The organism is Pyxidicoccus sp. M15, from assembly GCF_056858435.1.
Genome location: NZ_CM166495.1, coordinates 1,859,731 through 1,879,296 on the forward strand (window position 1 = coordinate 1,859,731; position 19,566 = coordinate 1,879,296).

The window sequence follows — 19,566 nt, forward strand, 5'->3', positions numbered from 1 at the left end:
TCGTCGCGCCGCGGGGGGGCTCGCCGCTCGACGCGCTTCTGGCGCGGCGGCCCGTGCTGCTTCAGCCCGTCACGTCGCCAGCCGGGCCGCGGGCGCGCCGCCCGCCGTCGCACGGGCGTGCAGCTCGCGCTTCAGCCCCAGGGCGAACAGGGCGAGGGTGAGCAGGTACACGGGCTCGATGAAGAAGAGCAGCGGCCCGCCCAGCGACAGGCCGTGGGTCTTCTTCTCGAAGACGACGTGCGCGCCGACGACGAGCGCGAAGCGCACCGCCATGACGCCCACGGCCACACCCGCGGCGGTGCTTCCCGGCAGTCCCGCCACCGACTGCGCGGCGGCGAGCGTGGGCACCAGGGGCAGCGCCATCAGCAGCCCCGCCGTCCACTCCAGGGAGACGGCGTAGAGCGCCACGGCCATCACCAGCGCGTGCGCCGCGGTGAGCTCAAGGCCTCCCACCGGCACGCGCACGAGGCTCAGCGGCACCAGCAGGGCGAAGGTGAACATGTACGCGCCCACGAAGTGCACGGCGCGGCTGACGCCGTTCTCGTGCAGGGGCATCCAGGCGCGCAGCTTGTCGGCGAAGCTCATGGGCGTGGCACTCTCAGGCGCGGACCGGGGCGGCGGCCGCCTGCTGCACGGGCTTGAGGACGTAGTCCCCGAAGAGCACCGCGACGAAGAACAGCGGCCCCACCAGCGCGTGGACGAGGTTGGTGAGGAACGAGGGGGACTTCTTCTCCCAGACGCTGTGCCCGGCCAGCTGCACCAGCCAGCCGAACACGGCGATGGCCACCACGCTCCAGGTCGGCAGCATGCGGCCCACGGGGAAGCACGCGGCCATGAACAGCACCACCATGAGGCCCAGCTTCACGTCCGCCCGCAGGTACCAGATGGCGGTCAGCGCCCACGCCACCATGCCCAGCGTCAGCACTCCGCCCGGCAGCACCGGCAGGGCCACCAGCTTCACCCAGTCCAGCATCGTGACGATGTGCAGGACGATGAGAGGGATTGCAATCTTGTGCGTGAGGCGGTTGGTGGGGTGCTGGTGCGAGGAATAGTACTCGTCGAAGAGGGCGACCACCTGGGGCTTGAGCATGCGTCCTCCGGGGGAAAGGGAATGCGGGACGTGCACGGTAGGTGAAGCCGGCCTGCGTTTCCTGGCCGCACGCGCCAATCTCCTGGCAGCGGACGCCACCTGCCGGGGCTCAGCCCTCGGCGCCCTCGCGCCAGACGCGGGGCGTCAAACCCGTCCAGCGCTTGAAGGCGCGGTCGAAGGTGCTCAGCTCGGCGTAGCCCAGGAGGAAGGCCACCTCGCTGACGCCCAGGTGCGGGTCCTTCAGGTACTGGAAGGACAGCTCCCGGCGCACGGTGTCGACCTCGTCCTGGAAGGAGGTGCCGTGCTCGGTGAGGCGGCGCTGGAGGGTGCGGAGGCTGACGTGGAGCCCCTTCGCCACGTCACCCACCTGGGGCGCTCCTTCGCTCAGGGCCGCGCGGATGGCCTCGCGCACGCGCTGCACGAAGTCGGGCACGGGCGGAGGGGCGGCGGCCGGCGGAGGTGTCCCGGCGGCGCGCTCCAGCACGGAGAGGAGGACGGGGTCGGCGCCCACCACGGGCATGTCCAGGCTGGCCGCGTCCAGGGTGAGGGCGTTGAGGCCGCCGCCGAAGGCCGGGGTGACGCCGAAGTGCTCCACCAGGGGGCGCACGTCCACGGGCGCGGGGTGGGCGAAGGCGACGGCGCGCGGAGTCCACGGGCGCTCGGTGAGCTGGCGGCCCACGTGGACGAAGAGGGCGAGGCCGTACTCGCTGGCGTGGCGGCCGTAGGCCAGCGGCTCGCCGGGGATGCCGTAGGCGAAGGTGCCGCCGCCGTCGTCCGTGCCCTGGAACGACGCGTGCCACGCGGGCTCCAGCAGCGCCATGTACCGGGCCAGCGCGCGGAAGGTGTCGCGCACCGTGGCGGAGGCCCGGGCGATGTACTCCACCAGGCCGTAGGTGCCGCGCGGCACCCGCTGCGCCACGTGCAGTCCGAGGAAGGCGTCGCCGGAGAGCGCCTCCGCGGCGTCGAGGAAGGCGTGCAGCGTGGCCAGCGGGAGGCTGACCTCGGGCAGGGACGCGGCGTTGGCGGGAAGGCGGAAGCGCTCCACCAGCGGCGCCGGGTCATGCCCCGTCGCGCGCAGGTACGCGAGCAGCGGGCCCACGAGCTGGGACCGGACGTCGGCCGGGGGCCTGGAAGGGGTCGGCGTCTCCACGCGGGCGGAGACGCTACCCCGTCCCGGGCGCGGGGCCCAACGTGGCGCGGGCACCGGTGCGGCGCGAGGCCAGGGCGAAGCGGTGGGCCTGGGCACCGGCGCCAGCACGGAGGTACAGGCGGGCGCTCCCGTCTCAGGAGGAGAGCTCCGGGGGAGCGTCGTCCTCCGGGCCCGCCATCAGCGTCCGTCCACGCGGGATGGGCGAGGAGCGGCTCAGCGCCCCCTTCACCGCGGAGAGGAACTGGCCGATGTCATAGGGCTTGAGGAGCAGCTCGATGATGTCCCGCCCGGTGTATTCCGCCGCCCCTTCCCGGTTGGTGGTGGTGAGGACGAAGGGGCGGCCGGAGACCTCGGGGCGCGTGGACAGCTCCTGGAAGGTGGCCCAGCTCCGGCCGAAGGGGACGCTCACGTCGAAGACGATGGCCGCCGGGTCGTGCTGCAGCACCAGCTTGGGGAAGTCCTCGCGGCCCCGCTCGATGTTCGCGATGCGCGCGCAGACCGTATTCACCCCTTCTGCCTGGAGCAATTCACTCAGGATGGATAGGAGGTCCTCACTGGCATTGAGGAGGAGCACCGTGGGACGCGTCATGGTGCCGGCAATCTGCGTCCGCCCCTGGACGTCAGCCACCCGTCATTTCGTCCGGACGTGAGCCAGGCGACAGGTCGAGCCCGTGCCGGCCCGGCTTATTCGCCGCCCAGCGCGGCACGGAGGCGCTGGCGGAGCGCCTCGAGCTCGCCGGGGGCGTACACCGGGCCCATCACCGCGCGAGGGTTGATGGGGCCGCCCTCGAATGCGTCCCCGACGTAGCGCGGGAAGAAGTGCATGTGGAGGTGGGGCAGGGAGTTGCCGTGCACCTCGTAGTTCAGCTTCACCGCGCCGGTGAGCGGCTTGAGGACGCGGGACACCCGCTGGATGTCACGCATGAACGCTGCGCCCTCGTCCGGGGTGAGGTCGTGCAGCTCCACGGCGTGGCGGCGGAACACGAGGCAGCAGTAGCCGCGCATCGGCGAGTCCTCGCCCAGCGTGAGCCACGAGGACTCCAGCTCCGTGAGGACGTCCAGCGGGCCTCCGCGAAGGCAGATGACACACGCCTCACCGCTGCACAGCCGGGCCCACTCGTCTGGATTGGTCCATCTGCTCATCGCGCCTCTTCTATACTCGAGTTCCCCTTGGATGACCGGGCTCGTGGTGCCGGGGTGTCCATTCACTGGAGTGCTTCGCGCCCATGGACAACCTGGCCCACTCGCTCGTCGGTGCGTGGATGGCGGAGGCGGGGCTGAAGCGGACCACGCCGCTGGCCACCGCGACGCTCGTCATTGGCGCGAACCTCCCGGACGTGGATGCCGTCATCGCCCTCGCGGGCTCGGATGCTTCGCTCTACTGGCGCCGGGGGTGGACGCACGGCGTGCTCGCGCTGTCCCTGTGGCCGTTCGTGCTCACGGGGCTGATGCTGCTCTGGGACAGACACGTCCGCAGGCGGCGGCACCCGGAGCTGGCTCCCGCGCGCTTCGGTCCGCTGCTCGTGTGCTCGGTGTTGTCGGTGCTCAGCCATCCCGCGCTGGACTGGCTCAACACGTACGGCGTGCGGTTGCTGATGCCCTTCGATGGGACGTGGTTCTACGGGGACGCGCTCTTCATCATCGACCCGTGGGTGTGGCTGCTCGCGGGGGCTTCGGTGGTGATGGCGGATGCGCGCACGCGCCGCTCCGTCGCGGGCTGGCTGGTGCTGGGCGCCGCCACCACCGCGCTCGTCACCATTCCCGACTTCGTGCCCTGGCCCGCCAAGGTGCTGTGGAGCGTGGGCATCATCGCCATCCTGTGGCTGCGCTTGCGTGGCACGCCCGCGGTGTCGGCGCAGCGCGTGGCCACGGTGTGCGGCGTGGGGCTCGTGCTGTACCTGGGCGCCATCCTGGTGGGTTCGCAGGTGGCGGCGCCGGGCGCGCTGGCGTGGCTGCGCGAGCAGAACCTGCCGGTGGAGCGCACCATCGCCGGGCCCATTCCGGCCAACCCCTTCGTGCGGGACATCATCGCGCTGGCGCCGGACCGCTATCACTTCGTCAGCGCGGACTTCCTGGAGGCGGAGGACAACCGCTTCCACTTCAGCGGCCCGAGCCAGCCGCGCGAGCCGAACCCCAGCCCCGTCATCCAGGCCGCGCTCTCCGCGCCGGAGATTCGCGGGCTCGCCAACTGGCTGCGCCTGCCCACGTACGACGTGGCGCAGACGGAGGCCGGCTGGCGCGTCGCCATCCGCGACGTGCGCTACTCGCGCATGCAGAGCGGCGGGCTGGGCACCGCGGTGGTGGAGCTGGACCGGGACCTGCGGCCCGTGCGCGCGCGGACGGGCGAGTAGGCCGCGCTCCCGGGTTGAGTAGACCTTGACCCGGCTCCCTGACGCCGCCAGGCCCCGGTTTCGTCCGGCCTTCGTTCACGCCTAGACTGGGGGCGTGCGGCAGTCGGGGGAACACATGTCACAGCAAGAGCCACAGGCCGAGGCGCATGCCTTGGGTGCAGCGCAATCCGGCAGTCGCGGGTCGAAAACCTGGCAGGCACTCCGGGTCGTGCTTGGCGTATCGCTGTTCATCCTCGCCGCGGGAGTCCTGGCGGTGAACTACCTGGGCGCCGTCCTGCCAGGGAAGTGGCCCGGAGTGCTTCAAACGTACTTCCGTGAAGGCAAGGTGGCCCAGGAAGCCGGAGCCGCCACACAAGGCAAGGCGGCAAAGCAAACCGGAGTCGCCACCCAAGACAAGGCGGCCTCGGAAGTCAAAGCGCCACCGCCAGGGGAGGCTCCCGCCCAGGAGAACCGCAAGCGGAGCGGGACGGGCGTGCTCCTGGTCTTCGTGGTCCTGGTGCTGCTGGGGATGCTCTGCTTGCGACAGGAGCTCCAGGGAGAGCGGACATTCTGGGGCCTGGTGCTGGTGGCCATGATCTTCGCGGCCCTGGCGAGCAACCTGCTTCCGCGGTACGCGTTCTGGACCTGGACGCTGTCGGCGCTGCCTGCCTTGCTGGTCTTCCACCACGGGCTCTACCTGGGGCTCATCAAGCCCCGCCTCATCTCTCGAAAAGTATTGGAGGGCAATAGGTTCGGCCATCGCGACATGGCCAACCTCAAGGAGATGGTCGAAGCGAATGACCGTTACTTCAATACGAACAACATCGCGCTGCGCTATGGGCTGCCCGCCCTGGCCATCATCGCCATGGGCGCCGTCGCCGCCTATGTCCTCAACCCCGTTTCGGAGGGCGCGCTGAACGTCGTGCTCGTCAAGGACGGGACGCAGAGGATTGCCGACAGCACGTTGGAAGCAGCGCGTCTGGGGGCGTTGGGCGCGTACGTCTACGTGCTGTTGTACCTGGGCCAGCGGAGCTTCCGCCATGACATCACCAGCGGAGCTGCCTTCTGGTGTGCCGTCACCCTGGCCCTGGGGCCCTTGATGGCCGCGGCCTTGTCGAAGGTGTGGGTCGCGGGCCTGGGAGGAAATGGCAAGCCCGCGGAGTGGGGCATGCAGGTGCTGTACCTCGGTGTCGGCATGGCGCCTCGGTATGTGGCGCAGGCCATCGCCCGGCAGGCGCAGCGAATCGGGAAGGAGCCCACGTACGTCCCTCCCGAGCGCTCCATGCCGCTGGCGATGATTCGCGGCATCACCCCTCCCATCGAGGAGCGGCTCCAGGAGGAGGGCATCCACGACGTGGTGGGCATGGCGATGGCGGACCCCCTGCGGCTCCAGCGCAACACCAACTTCGACAAGCACCAGATTCTCGGGTGGATTGACTCCGCCCTGCTGGCCCAGGCGTTGCCCGAGGCCTGGGTGGACCTGGAGAAGAAGGGCCTGCGCGGCGCCAGGGACCTGGTCTGGTATGTCACTGGCGCCGTCGAGGCGAAGGCAGAGGGGTTCGAGGGGCTGGCGAAGACGGATGGCTTGAGCGCGCCCGTTCTGCGGGACGTGGCCATGCGCCTGTCCCAGGACGCCCAGGCCATGCGCATCCAGTTGCTGTATCAGCTCGTGGACGATGGCGAGGGCACCCGCGCCCGTGAGGCGTCCGAGCGTGCCTCGCGCCCCGCCACCGAGGTGCTGTCCGCCAGCATGGGTGGGTTGCCCGAGGCGCCGAGGGAGACTGCCGCGACAGGTGGCGCGGCAGTGGAGACCGCGGTGGCCTCCACTCCCACCAGGCCGGTCGCGCCCACGCAGTAGTGGGCGCTACCGCTGCAAGTCGATGCGCACCCACTCGCCCTGCTGGGCACCGGCGAGTACGGTGAAGCCCAGGTTGCGGTAGGCCGCCTCCACGTCGGCGCGCTGGTGTGCCAGCACGCCGGCGAGAATCGCCCGGTCCTTCACCTTGGGCGCAATCAGCGGCGCCAGCTCGATCAGCGTGTTCGCCAGGATGTTGGCCAGCACCAAATCAAAGGTGCCCTCCACCGCCGTCAGCTCCTTCCCCGACACGTCGATGTCCGGCGTCCCGTTGTCCGTCAGGTTCTCCCGCGCCAGCTCCACCGACGTCGGGTCGTTGTCCGTGCCCACCACGCGGCCCGCGCCCAGCTTCTTCGCGGCGATGGCCAGCACGCCCGTCCCCGTGCCCACGTCCAGCACGCTCGCGCCGGGGTGGTCCTTCATGTACGCGTCCACCGCTGCCAGGCACAGCGCCGTCGTCGGGTGGTCTCCCGTGCCAAAGGCCATCTTCGGCTCAATCACCAGCCGCACCGCGTCCGCAGGCGCGTTCGCCACGTCCCACGGCGGCCCCACCCACAGCCGGCCCACGTGCACGGACTTGATGAGCGACTTCCACTGGTTGCTCCAGTCCTGCTGCGGCTGCTCCTCCAATCCCGCGCGGGCGGCGGGGAAGGTCGCCTCCACCTCGGCCTGCGCGGCCTCGGCCGTGTCGCGGTCCTCGAAGTAGCCGATGACGATGGCCTCGCCTGGCTTCGGGCCGCGGACTCCCGGCATCGGGGGCGTCTCGCGATCCCTCACTTCGAGGCCTAGTGCACCCGACTCATGGAGGAGATCCTGTGCGGCCTCCGACGCTTCTTCGGGCAACTCCACTGTGAGTGACAGATAGGTCTGGGACATGCGGGCCGTTTAATCCCCCTGTGCCTAGCGTGGAAGCCCCGTGAGAACCATTCACGTCTTGTGGCCCCTGCTCTGTCTGACTGCCTGCTCTGGCCCCGCCGCGCCGGACGCAGCCGTCTGCCAGGATGTCGTCAACCGGCTGTGCCAGACAGCCACCTGTCCCGGCGTGGGCTCGCAGCTCGCCACGGGCCTGGACTGCCAGTTCTCGCTGGAGGAACGCACCGGGTGCGGGGCGGAGGACTTCACCTTCACCACGCCTTCGCGCGAGCGCTTCCTGGACTGCCGCGAGCTGTTGCTGAGCAACGGCACCACCACGGAGACGCCCACGTCGTGTGACGACGCCCTGCGCTTCCTCAACCAGTGCCAGGACGTGGCGGGCTTCTTCCGGCCCGAGGGAGGTCAGCCATGAAGCGGCTCGGCGCGGCGGTGCTCGTCCTCGCGGTGGGGTGCGCGCCCCTGGACATGGAGCGGCGCACCGAGCGCGGCCCCGTGGTGCGCACCTATACCCAGCAGAAGGTGCTGGGAGAGCGGCTGGCCTACGCGCGAGTCGACGCGCAGTGGCCCCGCCTCACCCTGCACTTCACCGCGGCGGACGTCTGCCGCACGGAGTTCCACGAGGAGTACGCGGACACCGTCACCACCACGTACTCCAACCGGGGCGCGGCGGCGGCGGTGAGCACCGGCGGCATGTTCACCGCCGTGGGCGGAGCCCTGGTGCTGGGACGCTCGCTCTTCTCGGACGCGCCGCACACGAGCGCCATCGACCCTGAAGGCCACTACGGCGCGTCCAACCGCAAGCTGGCCACCGCGTGGGGCGCGGGGCTCCTCATCCTCGGGGTGCCCGCGCTGGTGTCGGGCCTGGTGATGCTCTCCCGAAGCGGCGAGGTCCGCGAGACGCGCAAGGGGGATGAGATGGTGGCCCTGCGCGAGCTGCCCTGCCAGCACACACCCGTGGATGGCCTGGTGGAGCTGGCCGGCGGCAGGGGGCCACCACCCGCGCCCCGCCTCACGTCCAACGGGACGCTGGTGCTCACCGCGGACGAGGTGCGCGAGGAGACCTTCACCGGACTGCTGCTGGACGGCGAGCCCGTCACCCTCCAGTCGGACGGTGAAGACACGCTGGAGACGTTCCGCACCTGCGCCATCCTGCTGGCGCAGCCGGTGACGCCGGAGGCGCTGGCCCGCGAGGCGCAGGAACACCCGCACCGGCTGCGCATGAAGCGCGGCCTCGTGCGCATGTGCACCGCGCTTCCCGGTGCTCCGACGGGCGCGCTGCTGGACGCGCTCGACGTGGCCCTCGGCGCTGAGTAGGCGCCTGCCTCCGGGCCAACACCCGCGCAGGCGCGCGGCGGACATCCGCCCCTTCGTTTCACGGAGCACCGTTCGCTAATCCACGCACCTGCCCTCCGGTACGGCGTGGAACCGGAAAGCCATGTCCACCGTTCATTCCGGGCGGGGTTGGCGGGCGGCGAGCGGACGTGCACGCATTCTTGGGGGCACGGGTCCGCACAAGGTCTCACAGCTCGGGGGGCTGGGGCGGGGGCGTCGGCGCGACGTACTCGAAGCAGGTTCCTGTCTCCCGCAGCGGGTCCACGGCGGTGCAGCCGTTGCGGAGTGCCGATGCGAAGTCGCCCTGGGGGTTTCACGCTCATCGAGATGGTGGTGGTGCTCGCCATCCTCGCCATCCTCGTCACCCTGTCCGTCATGGCGCTGGGCGTGCTGCCCGCGCGGGCGCGGATGTCCGGCGGTGTGCTGGAGCTGAATGCCGCGCTGTCCGCGGCACGCGCGCACAGCATGGGCCGTGGGGTGCGCACGGCGGTGCTCATCGACACGGCGGAGGGGGCCCCCGGGACGGAGGCGCGCATCCGCTTCTGGACGCTGGTGGACCCGTGGTTCCTGCTGGATGAGGCCATGTCGGAGTCCCCGCGCTGGCGCACGCCGGAGGAGCTGGTGCCGCCGCTGCCCGCGCCCTCCGGCGCCGCGTTCCGCGTGTTGGACGCGGGCCACTTCGGCGACGCCGTGCGCCTGGCGCCCAGGGGCTTCCGCTCGCTGGTGAGCCCTCCCATCCGGGCGAGCTGCGGCGACGCGGGCGCGCCCTCGGTGGAGCTGGCCTCGGGCCGCGCGGATGGCGCCTGGGCCTTCCCGCCCCCGTTCTGCCAGGTGCCCGACAACGCGCCCTGCACCTTCTGCTCGTCGTCCGGGGGCACGGTGCGCGGCGCCATCCTCTTCGAGCCGGACGGACGCGTGTCGCTCCTCGATGCGCAGGGGGGCGAGGACGTGCGCGGCGCGGGCTCCATCGTCTTCGGTGGGCATGGCGAGGGCGCCGAGGTGCGCGCGCTCGTGCTGCTGGGCACCGGCCTCATCCGCTCCTTCGACGGCCACCCGTGACTGCCATGACTCGCAAGCCCTCACGCCGGAGCGCCGGCTTCACACTCATCGAGGCGATGATTGCCTCCATCGTCTTCATGCTGGGGATGACGGGCCTGCTCGGCGCCATCATCCAGGCGCGCACGGCCACCGCCGCCGCCCGGCGCCACGTGCATGCGGTGGCCGTGGCCACGGACCTGGTGGCGCAGGTACAGCTCTGGGCGTACGACGACGCGCGGCTGGTGCCCTCGGGCTCGCCGTGCGCGGAGGACCCCACCGACGCGGCCGGCCTGCTGCTGGACGCGGCGGCGCCCGGGCACAATGCCTACGTCGCCTGCCTCCATGGCGAGGCGCAGCTGCGCTCCCAGCCCTGGCACGGGCTGCCGGAGTCGGACTTCCCCGTGGGGGCCGGGCAGTGGGACCGCTACCGGCGCTACTTCGTCGTCAACGAGGTGGACGCGGACGGCCTCCCGGTGCCGGCGGCGCAGGCGCACTCCGGGGCGCGCAAGGTCGTGTGGGTGCTGGTGACGTGGAAGGAGGGCCGCACGGTCCGCCGCGTCTCCAGCCAGGTCATCAAGTTCAACCCGGTGTCACTCACGGGAATTGGCGGGGGTCGGTGATGCGCGCTCGGCGGGGCTTCACCCTGATTGAGATGTTGATGGGCACCTCGGTGGCCATGCTCACCGTGCTCGCGGTGGCCGCGGCCTTCATCGCCTTCACCCGGGGCATCTACACGCAGGAGGGCATCCGCGGCGGGCAGGCCGGTATGCGCCAGGCGCTGCATGATTTGACGAGGCAGCTGCGCATGGCGGGCTACGGCCTGGAGCCCGCGTATGCCTTCGGCCTGCCGGACGGCTGGGCGGGCTCGGGGCCCAACGCGTCGGACCGGCTGGTGGTGCGCTCGCGGGACTTGATGTTCAGCGCCGCCGTCGCGCAGACGGGAGGCGCCTCCGCCGGGAGCATCAGCGTGACGTCGCTGCCCGTGTCGCTGCGGCGGGGGCAGGTGCTCCAGGTCGTCTGTCCCGGGGCGATGCGCTGGGGCTACGGCCGGCTGTCCGTGGACGTGCCCGCGTCGGATGGCTCCACGGTGCTGCCGCTGGACCCCGCGACGGGGACCTTCCCGGACCTGGGGGCGGTGTTCGACGAGCCCTGCTTCGACGGGGTGGCGGGGCTGCCCGCGCGCGTCTTCAAGGTGGACGTGCACGACTACTCGGTGCAATTGGTGGACGACGACGGCCTGCCGGGCACGCCGCCCCGGCCCTACCTCTTCCGCGCGCACGGGCTGGGCGAGCGGCCGGACGCGGTGGGCGAGCCGGTAGCCGAGGGAATCGAAGCCCTGCGCGTCACCTTCCTGCGGGAGAGCGGTGACGCCTTCGTGCCCCGGTGGGACGTGGCCCACCCGCCTCCGGATTACGAGACGCCGTCGGGCTCTCCGCTGCGCCGCAACGACAACCCGGCCAACGTGCGCGCCGTGCGCCTGCGCCTGGTGGCGCGCGCCTCGGTGGCGGACTCGGTGCTGCGCGAGGCGGGGATGGAGGCCCGCATCCCCGCCATGGTGGGTGAGACGGCGCTGCCCGCGCCGGCCGGCTACCGGCGCTTCCTCTACGAGACGACGCTCGTGCCCCGCAACCTGCGCTCCACGGAGATGCCGCTGCCGGCCTACTCCCAGGACACCACCACGCCCGGCGCATGCACGGGCCGCATGCCCGCCGACGGGCTCCTCTGTGCTGGAGGCTGAACCATGAAGCCCACGTCCTCTCCCCGCGGTTCGGTGCTGTTGCTGGTGGTGGTGCTGCTCGCCGTGGTGACGGTGCTGGCCATGGCCGCCATCGGCTTCTCCGGCGCCGAGCGCGGCGCGGCCAGCAGCTTCCGCTCCAGCGAGGAGCTGGTGGCCTGCGCCGACGCCGGCCGCCAGTACCTCCTGTCCCGCTTCCGCCTCATCGGAAGCTCACCCACGCAGCTCACCCCCACGGACCAGCGCCTGGACCTGGCGGGCCTGCCCGGCTGCGACGGCGGCGTGTCCGGCGATGACGCGCGCTGCATCCGCAGCGGGCACGTGGGCGAGGCGCCCACCGTCAGCGGCGTGAGGCTGGTGCCGCAGGTGACGCACGGCCGCCGCTCCAGCGCGAGGGACCTCACCAACGTCGTCGCTCCCGCCTCCGGCCTCGGCGGGCAGACCTATCAAGTCATCGTCCACTGCCTGGACGCCCGAGGCGCGGAGAGCGAGGTCGAGTTCACCCTCCGCTTCGGCCTGTAGCCCCATTCCCTTCCCACACAGGAGCGCCCCCATGCGCCTGTCCTCCCTCTTCCGTCGTCATCTCCCGCGCCGTCGCGCCGCCCTGGTGGGCGCCGTGGCCGGGGGCGCCGTCCTCCTCACCACCGGGCTCGCCGTCTCCGGCGCCATGGCCCCGCCGCCGCTCGCCGCGTGCTGCACGGGCCCCGTGGCCATGGGGGACGCGATGCTCCAGACCCCCTCCGGCGCGGACAAGGACTTCTTCGAGGCCCGCTCGCGTCCGCCCGCGGCCATCTTCCTGCTCGGCAACAACGCCTCCATGCAGGACTTCCACACGCCGCTGCCGGAGCCCGGCCCCACCGTCACCGGCTGCGAGGACCCGACGCTGCGCGCGGGCATGGCCTGGTTCGACCTCCAGTCCTCCGACGCGCGCCTCAACGGCTCGCGCGTGTTCGACCCGGACACGACGCTGGGCGGCGGGCGCGCCTTCTTCGACCCGGACCAGTACTACGTCTCCTACGGCACGCGGCTGCCGCTGCAGAAGGAAGGCAACTCGGACACCGAGGGTGACTCGACGCAGCGGTATGCCGTCCTGCGCCACTTCAATGGCACCCGGGGATTCACCCAGCCCGGGGACGCCTGCCGGCTGTGGTCCCTCAACTCCGCGGAGCAGGCGGCCTGCGAGGCCTGCCTGCGCACCGCGGGCTGGTACCGCGGCGGGACGGAAGGCGGAGGCGCCCGCCGCCGCTGGGTGCTCAGTGGCCGCGTGCTGAACGTGCGGCCGCCCAAGTTCGTCATCGCGCGCAAGGTGCTGAAGGACGTCGTCAACACCGTGCCCGACCTGCGCATGGGCGTGGCGACGTTCAGCCACAGCGACGACCTCTTCGACCCCGCCTGGCTCCTGCGGCCCGTGCTCCCGACGTGCGACAAGACCTGGCCCCTCTTCTCCGAGAGCGACCTGCAGCGCTCCGGGCTGGTGGCGGCCGTCAACGCGGTGGAGTTCATCAACAGTGAGCGCTCCATCGGCGAGTCCCTCTACAGCCTCGGGGCGTACTTCTCCTCGCAGCGGCAGGACGGCATCTGGGAGAAGTGGTTCACCAACCCGGTGGGCGCCACCGCGGGCTACCCCGGTGAGCCGGCCGGCACGCGCGGCGACACGGCCGGCACGGGCCTGACGTGGGCGCGCAAGGAGTTCGACTTCACCCACCTGGGCGGTGACTACGAGGACCCGCTGCCGCTGGAGGGCCCGGGCGAGCAGAAGTCCGTGTGCGCCGCGTGCCAGGCCAACGCCGTCATCATCCTGTCCGACGGCCGCCCGGACAATGACAACACCGTGCCCGTCTCCAGGATGCTGAACCTGCTGGTGGAGCGGGGCGCGAAGCACCCGGACGGCACGCCGCTGACCTTCAATCCCACCGACGCGGTGGACCCGGGCGGGGTGAACTACTGCGACCTGTACGGCGCGACGAAGGAGGACTGCGACTACTTCATCGACACCGACGGTGACGGGGTGGATGACGACGACAGCGGCCCCAAGGGGGGCGATGCGCGCAACCGCAACTTCATGGACGACGTCGCCTTCTTCCTCGCCAACGCGGACCTGCGCGGGGATTTGGACGGCACGCAGTCGGTGCGCACGTACACGATTGGCTACGGTGACAACAGCCCCATGCTGCGCAGCATGGCGCGCGCGGGCGGGGGCCACTTCTACCGCGCGGACGAGCCGGGCCAGCTCCGCGACGCGCTGATGACGGCCATTGGGGATTTGCGCGAGACGGCCACCTCGTTCTCCTCCGCCAGCGTCGCCAGCGTGCAGGCCGGCAGCGCGCAGACCTCCGCGTACGTGCCGCGCTTCATCCCCCGCAAGGGCCAGCCCTACGAGGGCCACCTCTACCGCTTCTACTTCTACGGCGAGTTCGCCCAGGGCTGCGACGGGGCCCGCGCCCGCACGCAGCAGGGAGACCCGCTGGACCTCAATGGCGACGGCGACTGTGACGACTCGTTCTACCTGGACCGCCCGGCGGGCTTCACGCCCGGGCCCGGCAACGTGCCGCAGCCCACGGCCTTCACGCGCGACAACATCGTCGAGGAGAACGTCTCCGGCGACTGGGTGAAGGCCCACACGGCCCGCCGCAACGCCGAGGGGCGGCTGGAGGGCGGGGACCCGGCGGTGCCCTTCTGGGACTTGGGCGAGACGGTGGGCCGCCGCAGCGCCTCCGCGCCATGCGAGCAGCTGGGCAGCCCGGGCCGGCCCATCAGCGAGACGGGCGGCCGCTGCCTCTTCACCCTGAAGGACCGGGATGGCAACGGGCGGTATGACCAGGAGGACAACCCGCCCGTGCCCTTCGACCTGCAGCACGCGGACGAGCTGAGCCCGCTGCTGCTGGCCGGTGGTGACACCTTCTGCGCGGACGTCTTCACCCGGCTGGACAGGGTGTGGACGGGCGCCGCGGCGGAGCAGCTCGAGTGCGCCCGCGCCGTCGTCGCCTTCGTCCGGGGACAGGACGTCTTCGACGCGGACGGCGATGGCGCTCGCGACGAGGACCGGCCGTGTGTGGGGGACGGCAGCCGCTCCTGCAAGCTGGGGGACATCTTCCACTCGTCGCCCATCCTGGTGGAGCCGCCCGCGGAGCCCTTCCTGTGTGACCTCGGGCTCGCCCCGCAGTGCCTGCGCACGCTCTACGCGGACTACGTGCAGGAGGGCACGCCGCCCACGGCCGAGCCGGTGTGCGGCGGCGGCAACCTGGCGAAGCCCTGCTACCGGGCCACGCCCATGCAGCCGCCGCTGCGCCTGGCCGAGGGCAACTACGGCGCCTATGGCCAGTACCTCCAGGACCAGGGCCGTAGGGACCGCTTCCTGCTGGTGGGCAGCAACGGCGGCATGCTGCACGCGGTGCACGCGGGGCGGGCCATCACCACCCGCGAGCGGGGCAGTGCGCTGGACGACCTCTATGATTTGGGCACGGGCCAGGAGCTGTGGGCCTTCATCCCTCCGGACCTGCTGCCCAAGCTGGGGCTGCTCGTCCGGGGCCACGAGTACCTGGTGGACGGCACGGCCATGGTGCGCGACGTCTGGGTGGACGGGCTCGACGACAACCGGGTGGACCCGGCCGAGGGGAAGAATCGGGGCGACGGCGTGAAGCAGCCGGGGGAGTTCCGCACCCTGGCCATCATCACCGAGCGGGAAGGGGGACAGCGCTACAGCGCGCTGGATGTGACGGACCCGTACGGGATGCTGGCCAATGCCGCGGGCGCGGCCGGCCCGTTCCGCTGGATGTTCCCCCAGGCGTGCGACGCGGAAGCCGCCCGCATGGGGCAGGCGTGGATGAACTTCGCGCCCAAGCCGCCGCCCATCGGCCCGGTGCGCCTGCGCAGCTCCCGCGAGGCGCGCGGCTGGGAGGAGCGCTGGGCCGTCTTCCTCAACGGCGGCTACAGCGCGGACCTCACCCGGGGCCGCGGCCTGTACGTGCTGGACGCGTGGACGGGGCAGAAGCTGTGGACGTTCGGCGCGGACACGCTGATGCCGGTGGCCGCCGCGCCCGCGCTGGTGGACGTGGGCAAGGCGCTGGACATCAAGGCGGACCAGGACGGCTTCTTCGACACGGTGGTGGTGGGCGACCTGGGCGGGCAGGTGTGGACGTTCCGCCTCTTCGAGCCGGGCGACGACACCTCCGGCACCGTGACGAACTGGCACGGCGCGCGGACGTTCGAGATTGCGAAGGGCCAGCCCGCCCACCAGAAGACGCCGTTCTTCAACATCGCCTCCAACACGCTCCAGCCGGAGACGGGCTGGCTGCGGACGTACCTGGGCACGGGAGACCGGCAGCACCTGCGCGACACCGAGGGCGACGCGTGCGGCCCCGACAACCTCCTGGCCTGCGTGCGGATGAAGTGCGACGTCTCGCTCTCCCTGGCTGGCGCGGTGGGAGGCGTGTCGCGCAATCATGTGCTCGAGTACTCCGGCGGCGTGCTCACGCGGAACCAGGACATGACGTCGGGCGCGCCGGTGAATGTCTGCGCGCCCGGGAAGCTGGAGCTGACGCGGCTGTCCATCGACTGCGGCGGCGGCGCGCTGGGCTCGGGGAGCTACAAATTCCCGCCCACCGACAGCGTGCCGTCGGGCTCGCGCAGCGAGTGCACGCTGCAGGGCAGCCAGTGGCAGTGCGAGACGCAGCGGCTCGCCTCGGGCACCAAGGGCCGGCTGCAGTTGAGCGAAGGGGACCGGAGCCAGGTGCCGCGCAACACCTACGTGGGCTTCTACAACTACGGCGGCGCGCGTGTGTTCTCGGACGCGGCCTCCGCGCAGGTGCTGGACGGTCAGCGCTGGACGGACACGGATGACGCGTGCCCCACCGGCCAGGGCTGCGGCCTGCGCGACGTCACCGTGCCCCCGAACGTGCTGCGGTCTCGAAGGCTCCCGGATGGCGACCTGCAGAGCTACATCACCCCGGAGGCGCTGGCCGCGCTGCCGCGCGCGTCCACCACCGGCGCCGGCTGGTTCGTCCGCTACGGCGGGCTGGACGAGAAGACGGCCGCGGGCTCGAGCATCCTCGGCGGCATCGTCTCCTGGCCGTCCTTCCTGCCGCCGCTGACGCTGCCCGGAGACTGCCGGGGGGCGGGAGCGGGGGACGTGGGTCGCTCGTGGCAGATGGACATCATCACCGGCTGGCCGGACCAGGCGGAGGGCTTCAAGCTCTTCGACGACGACGGCAACCTGGTGGGCTACATGCCCTTCAAGTCGCGCGACGTGCTGTCACCGCCGGCCGAGCCGGCCAGCGTGATTACGCTCTCGCGCACGGGGGCCATCCGCTACACCACGCTGGACATGGGGGTGGGCAAGTCGCCCACGCAGGACACGCTGCGGCAGAACGACAGCCCCGCCCAGGACATCTCCTGGGTGGAGGTGCCGCGCAGCGTCCACGTGTGCCGCCACGTGGACGCGCGCGCCTGCAAGTAGGCTCCGGAGCCGCTCTGGAGCCGCTCCGGAGCCTTACGGGCCGACGATGGCGAGCGCGCCGCGGTCGAAGTCGATGACCCGGCGCGCCACCTCCTGGACCTCCTTCGACGTCACCGCGGCCACGTGGTCCGCGTAGTGGAGGAAGTTGTCCAGGCCCAGGCCGTAGCAGGTGTCCATGGCCAGGAGCCCCGCGCGGGCGCCGTTGCGCTGCAGACCAATCTCGTGCGTGCCGATGAGGTGCTGCTTCGCGCGCGCCAGCTCCTCCTCGGGGATGGGCTCGTCGCGCACGCGCTGCAGCTCCGCGCGGATGCCGGCCAGCGCCGCGTCCACCTTCTCCGGGCTGGTGCCCATGTAGACGGCGAAGTAGCCCGGGTCCACGCCCTCAATCGCGAACGAGCTGACGCTGTAGGCCATGGAGCGCTTGTCGCGCAGCTCGACGAAGAGCCGCCCGCCCTGGCCGGACAGCACGGTGGACAGCACCTCCAGCGCGTGTCGCCACGGCTCATCCAGGCGAGCGCCCGGGAAGCCGAGGACGAGGTGCGACTGGGCCCGCGCCAGCACCTTCTTCGCCTCGCGCGCGGCCTCGGGAGGCGGCTCGGCGGCGACCTTCGGTGGCGGGACGGCCTTCCCGCGCGAGGCGCCGAAGTACTCGCGCGCGAGGGCGAGCACCTCGTCCACCTTCACGTCGCCCACCACGCTGAGCGTGAGCTGGGACGGGTCCATGTGCGCCGCGTGCCACGCGCGCAGCTTCTCCGGCGTCAGCGTCTCCACCGAGGCCTGCTCGCCCAGCGACGGCAGGCGGTACGGGTGCGACTGGTACAGCGTCTTGCCGAACAGGTCGAAGGCCACGCTGGACGGCTTGTCCTCGCGGGTGAGGATGTCCTGGAGCAGCAGCGTGCGCTCGCGGGCGACCTCGACTTCGGGGAAGGACGGGTTGAGGAGGCAGTCCGCGAAGAGGCGGAAGGCCGGCTCGAAGTGGCGCGAGAGGAACTCGCCGCGCAGGCTCACCGAGTTGCGCCCGCCCTGGCCGCCCAGGCTGCCGGCATACGCGTCGATGAGGTGGGAGATGTCCTCCGCGTCATGCGACGGCGTGCCGCGCGTGAGGCAGCGGGTGAGCAGGGTGCTGATGCCGTTGTCGGCCGGCGTCTCGTAGCGCAGGCCCCCGGAGAAGGCGGCGCGCATGGCGAACAGCGGCACCGCGGGCTCCACGCGCACCACCAGCGTCGCGCCCGAGGGCAGCTTCTCCACGATGATGTCGCTGGGGCCGGACGCCGCCGCCTTGGCAATCCGCATGGACGGCTCGCCCGCGGGGACCTTGCGCGGCTTGCGCTCGGGCGGGGGGGCGGCCGGCTCGCGGTCCACCTTGTCGAGCAGCGCGTGCACCTGGGCCTCGGTGAAGTCCGTGCCGGGGGGCAAGAGGCCGGTGACGACGGCGCGGTCGAAGCGCAGGTAGCGCTCCGCCGCCGAGCGCAGGTGCTCGGGCGTCAGGCCCCGCACGGCCTCGTAGTAGCGCGCCTCCGCCTCCAGGCTGCCCATGCCGGACTGGTAGAAGCCCATCTTCCGGGCCACGCCCTGCACCGTCTCGCGCTGGTACACGGCCTCGGCCTCCACCAGCGACTTGGCGGTGGCCAGCTCCTCCGCCGTCACCGGCGTCACGCGCAGCGTGGCCAGCACGCGGGCCGTCTCTTCGATGGCCCGGGCGGCGTGCGCCGGCTGCGTCGTCAGCGACGCGGAGAACAGGCCCGGGTCCCTGGGCGTATAGGCGAAGGTGTGGACGTCGTTGGCCAGGTTGTGGCGGCGCTTCACCTCGCGCACCAGCCGGGACGCGTCGCCCTGGCCGGCAATCATCGCCAGCACGTCCAGCGCGGGCGTGTCCGGGTGGTCCGCCTGGGGAATGCCGAAGGACAGGTGCAGCCACGCCTCCTTCACGTCGTCCGGGCGCAGCAGCACGCGGCGGCCGGTGGGAAGGGGCTCGTCCGGGCGCTTCACCCCGCCTTCGTACGGGCGGCCCCAGTCCCCTCCGAAGATGTCCTCCACCCACTCGCGCAGCTCCGACTCGCGCAAGTCGCCGGACACGGAGAGCACCAGGTTCTTCGGCGTGTAGTGCCGGTGGTAGAACTCCAGCACCTTCTCCCGCGTGAAGCTGCGCACGCTCTGCTCGGTGCCGATGACGGGCAGCTTGTAGGGGTGCACCTGGTAGGCGGTGGAGAACAAGTCACGCGAGGCGCGCCGCGAGGGCGTGTCCTGGCTGCGCTTGATTTCCTCGCACACCACCTCGATTTCGCGGGCCAATTCGTCCGCGTCGAAGGAGGAGCGGCGCACCGCGTCGCCGAGGATGTCCAGGCCCGTGCGGGCGAACTGGCTGGCGATGACGATGTGGTAGACGGTCTGGTCGTAGGAGGTCCAGGCGTTGATTTCGCCGCCGTGGGACTCCACGTCCCGGGCGATTTCACCGGGGCCGCGGCGCTCGGTGCCCTTGAAGAGCATGTGCTCGTGCAGGTGCGCCAGGCCCGCCTGGTCCGGCCGCTCGTCGGCGCTCCCGGCCTTGACCCAGACCTGGAAGGCCGCGACCTTGGCGGCGTGCTGCTCCTCGAAGACAACGGTGAGCCCGTTGGGTAGCGCGTAGCGGATGGCCATAAGGAACGTCCGAAGCTGTCACCGGCCCCCGGGGCCGGCAAGACAAGGTGTGATGTTTTCCCCTACTGGCT

The 19,566-nt window shown here is 71.6% G+C and carries 16 protein-coding genes; 9 read left to right on the top strand and 7 right to left on the bottom strand.

Annotated features, from left to right (window positions below):
* Nucleotides 1-69: 69 nt before the first annotated feature.
* The 5 genes from ACX9TP_RS07390 to ACX9TP_RS07410 form a co-directional block, all read right to left on the bottom strand.
* A complete protein-coding gene (locus ACX9TP_RS07390) occupies nt 70-585 on the bottom strand; it encodes an Mpo1 family 2-hydroxy fatty acid dioxygenase (RefSeq protein ID WP_482979017.1) in 516 nt (171 codons plus the stop codon).
* Between the two features lie 13 nt (nt 586-598).
* Nucleotides 599-1,090 carry an Mpo1 family 2-hydroxy fatty acid dioxygenase gene (locus ACX9TP_RS07395; protein WP_482979018.1) on the bottom strand — a complete coding sequence of 164 codons (492 nt, stop codon included), beginning with the start codon at nt 1,088-1,090 and terminating at the stop codon, nt 599-601.
* A 109-nt stretch (nt 1,091-1,199) separates the two neighbouring features.
* Nucleotides 1,200-2,240 carry an AraC family transcriptional regulator gene (locus ACX9TP_RS07400; protein ID WP_482979019.1) on the bottom strand — a complete coding sequence of 347 codons (1,041 nt, stop codon included), beginning with the start codon at nt 2,238-2,240 and terminating at the stop codon, nt 1,200-1,202.
* Between the two features lie 133 nt (nt 2,241-2,373).
* Complete coding sequence (locus tag ACX9TP_RS07405; RefSeq protein ID WP_482979020.1) at nt 2,374-2,868, bottom strand: hypothetical protein; 495 nt, start codon at nt 2,866-2,868, stop codon at nt 2,374-2,376.
* 56 nt (nt 2,869-2,924) lie between these two features.
* A complete protein-coding gene (locus tag ACX9TP_RS07410; RefSeq protein ID WP_482979021.1) occupies nt 2,925-3,383 on the bottom strand; it encodes an HIT family protein in 459 nt (152 codons plus the stop codon).
* 83 nt (nt 3,384-3,466) lie between these two features.
* Between ACX9TP_RS07410 and ACX9TP_RS07415 the strand changes: the two genes are divergently transcribed.
* Both ACX9TP_RS07415 and ACX9TP_RS07420 read left to right on the top strand, forming a co-directional pair.
* Entirely contained in the window at nt 3,467-4,591 is a 1,125-nt protein-coding gene (locus tag ACX9TP_RS07415) for a metal-dependent hydrolase (protein WP_482979022.1), read from the top strand.
* Nucleotides 4,592-5,063: 472 nt separating this feature from the next.
* Nucleotides 5,064-6,428: a hypothetical protein gene (locus ACX9TP_RS07420; RefSeq protein WP_482979023.1), complete on the top strand. Its 1,365-nt coding sequence runs from the start codon at nt 5,064-5,066 to the stop codon at nt 6,426-6,428.
* Between the two features lie 6 nt (nt 6,429-6,434).
* On the opposite strand, the gene prmA is transcribed toward ACX9TP_RS07420, so the two are convergent.
* A complete protein-coding gene (gene prmA, locus ACX9TP_RS07425; protein WP_482979024.1) occupies nt 6,435-7,301 on the bottom strand; it encodes a 50S ribosomal protein L11 methyltransferase in 867 nt (288 codons plus the stop codon).
* A gap of 40 nt (nt 7,302-7,341) precedes the next feature.
* Here prmA and ACX9TP_RS07430 point away from each other — a divergent pair, with 40 nt between their 5' ends.
* From ACX9TP_RS07430 to ACX9TP_RS07460, 7 genes are all read left to right on the top strand, one after another.
* The gene (locus ACX9TP_RS07430) at nt 7,342-7,710 is read left to right on the top strand and encodes a hypothetical protein (RefSeq protein WP_482979025.1); all 369 of its coding nucleotides are present in this window, start codon (nt 7,342-7,344) and stop codon (nt 7,708-7,710) included.
* Entirely contained in the window at nt 7,707-8,612 is a 906-nt protein-coding gene (locus tag ACX9TP_RS07435; RefSeq protein WP_482979026.1) for a hypothetical protein, read from the top strand. Before ACX9TP_RS07430 ends, ACX9TP_RS07435 begins: the two co-directional genes overlap by 4 nt.
* 309 nt (nt 8,613-8,921) lie before the next feature.
* Entirely contained in the window at nt 8,922-9,689 is a 768-nt protein-coding gene (locus tag ACX9TP_RS07440; RefSeq protein WP_482979027.1) for a pilus assembly FimT family protein, read from the top strand.
* Nucleotides 9,690-9,694: 5 nt separating this feature from the next.
* Nucleotides 9,695-10,288 carry a type IV pilus modification PilV family protein gene (locus ACX9TP_RS07445; RefSeq protein ID WP_482979028.1) on the top strand — a complete coding sequence of 198 codons (594 nt, stop codon included), beginning with the start codon at nt 9,695-9,697 and terminating at the stop codon, nt 10,286-10,288.
* A complete protein-coding gene (locus ACX9TP_RS07450; RefSeq protein WP_482979029.1) occupies nt 10,288-11,406 on the top strand; it encodes a PilW family protein in 1,119 nt (372 codons plus the stop codon). The genes ACX9TP_RS07445 and ACX9TP_RS07450 overlap by 1 nt, the downstream gene beginning before the upstream one ends.
* 3 nt (nt 11,407-11,409) lie before the next feature.
* Nucleotides 11,410-11,925: a hypothetical protein gene (locus ACX9TP_RS07455; protein ID WP_482979030.1), complete on the top strand. Its 516-nt coding sequence runs from the start codon at nt 11,410-11,412 to the stop codon at nt 11,923-11,925.
* A 31-nt stretch (nt 11,926-11,956) separates the two neighbouring features.
* Nucleotides 11,957-16,858 carry a pilus assembly protein gene (locus tag ACX9TP_RS07460; protein WP_482979031.1) on the top strand — a complete coding sequence of 1,634 codons (4,902 nt, stop codon included), beginning with the start codon at nt 11,957-11,959 and terminating at the stop codon, nt 16,856-16,858.
* A gap of 33 nt (nt 16,859-16,891) precedes the next feature.
* On the opposite strand, the gene ACX9TP_RS07465 is transcribed toward ACX9TP_RS07460, so the two are convergent.
* The gene (locus ACX9TP_RS07465; RefSeq protein WP_482979032.1) at nt 16,892-19,495 is read right to left on the bottom strand and encodes a M16 family metallopeptidase; all 2,604 of its coding nucleotides are present in this window, start codon (nt 19,493-19,495) and stop codon (nt 16,892-16,894) included.
* Between the last annotated feature and the right edge of the window lie 71 nt (nt 19,496-19,566).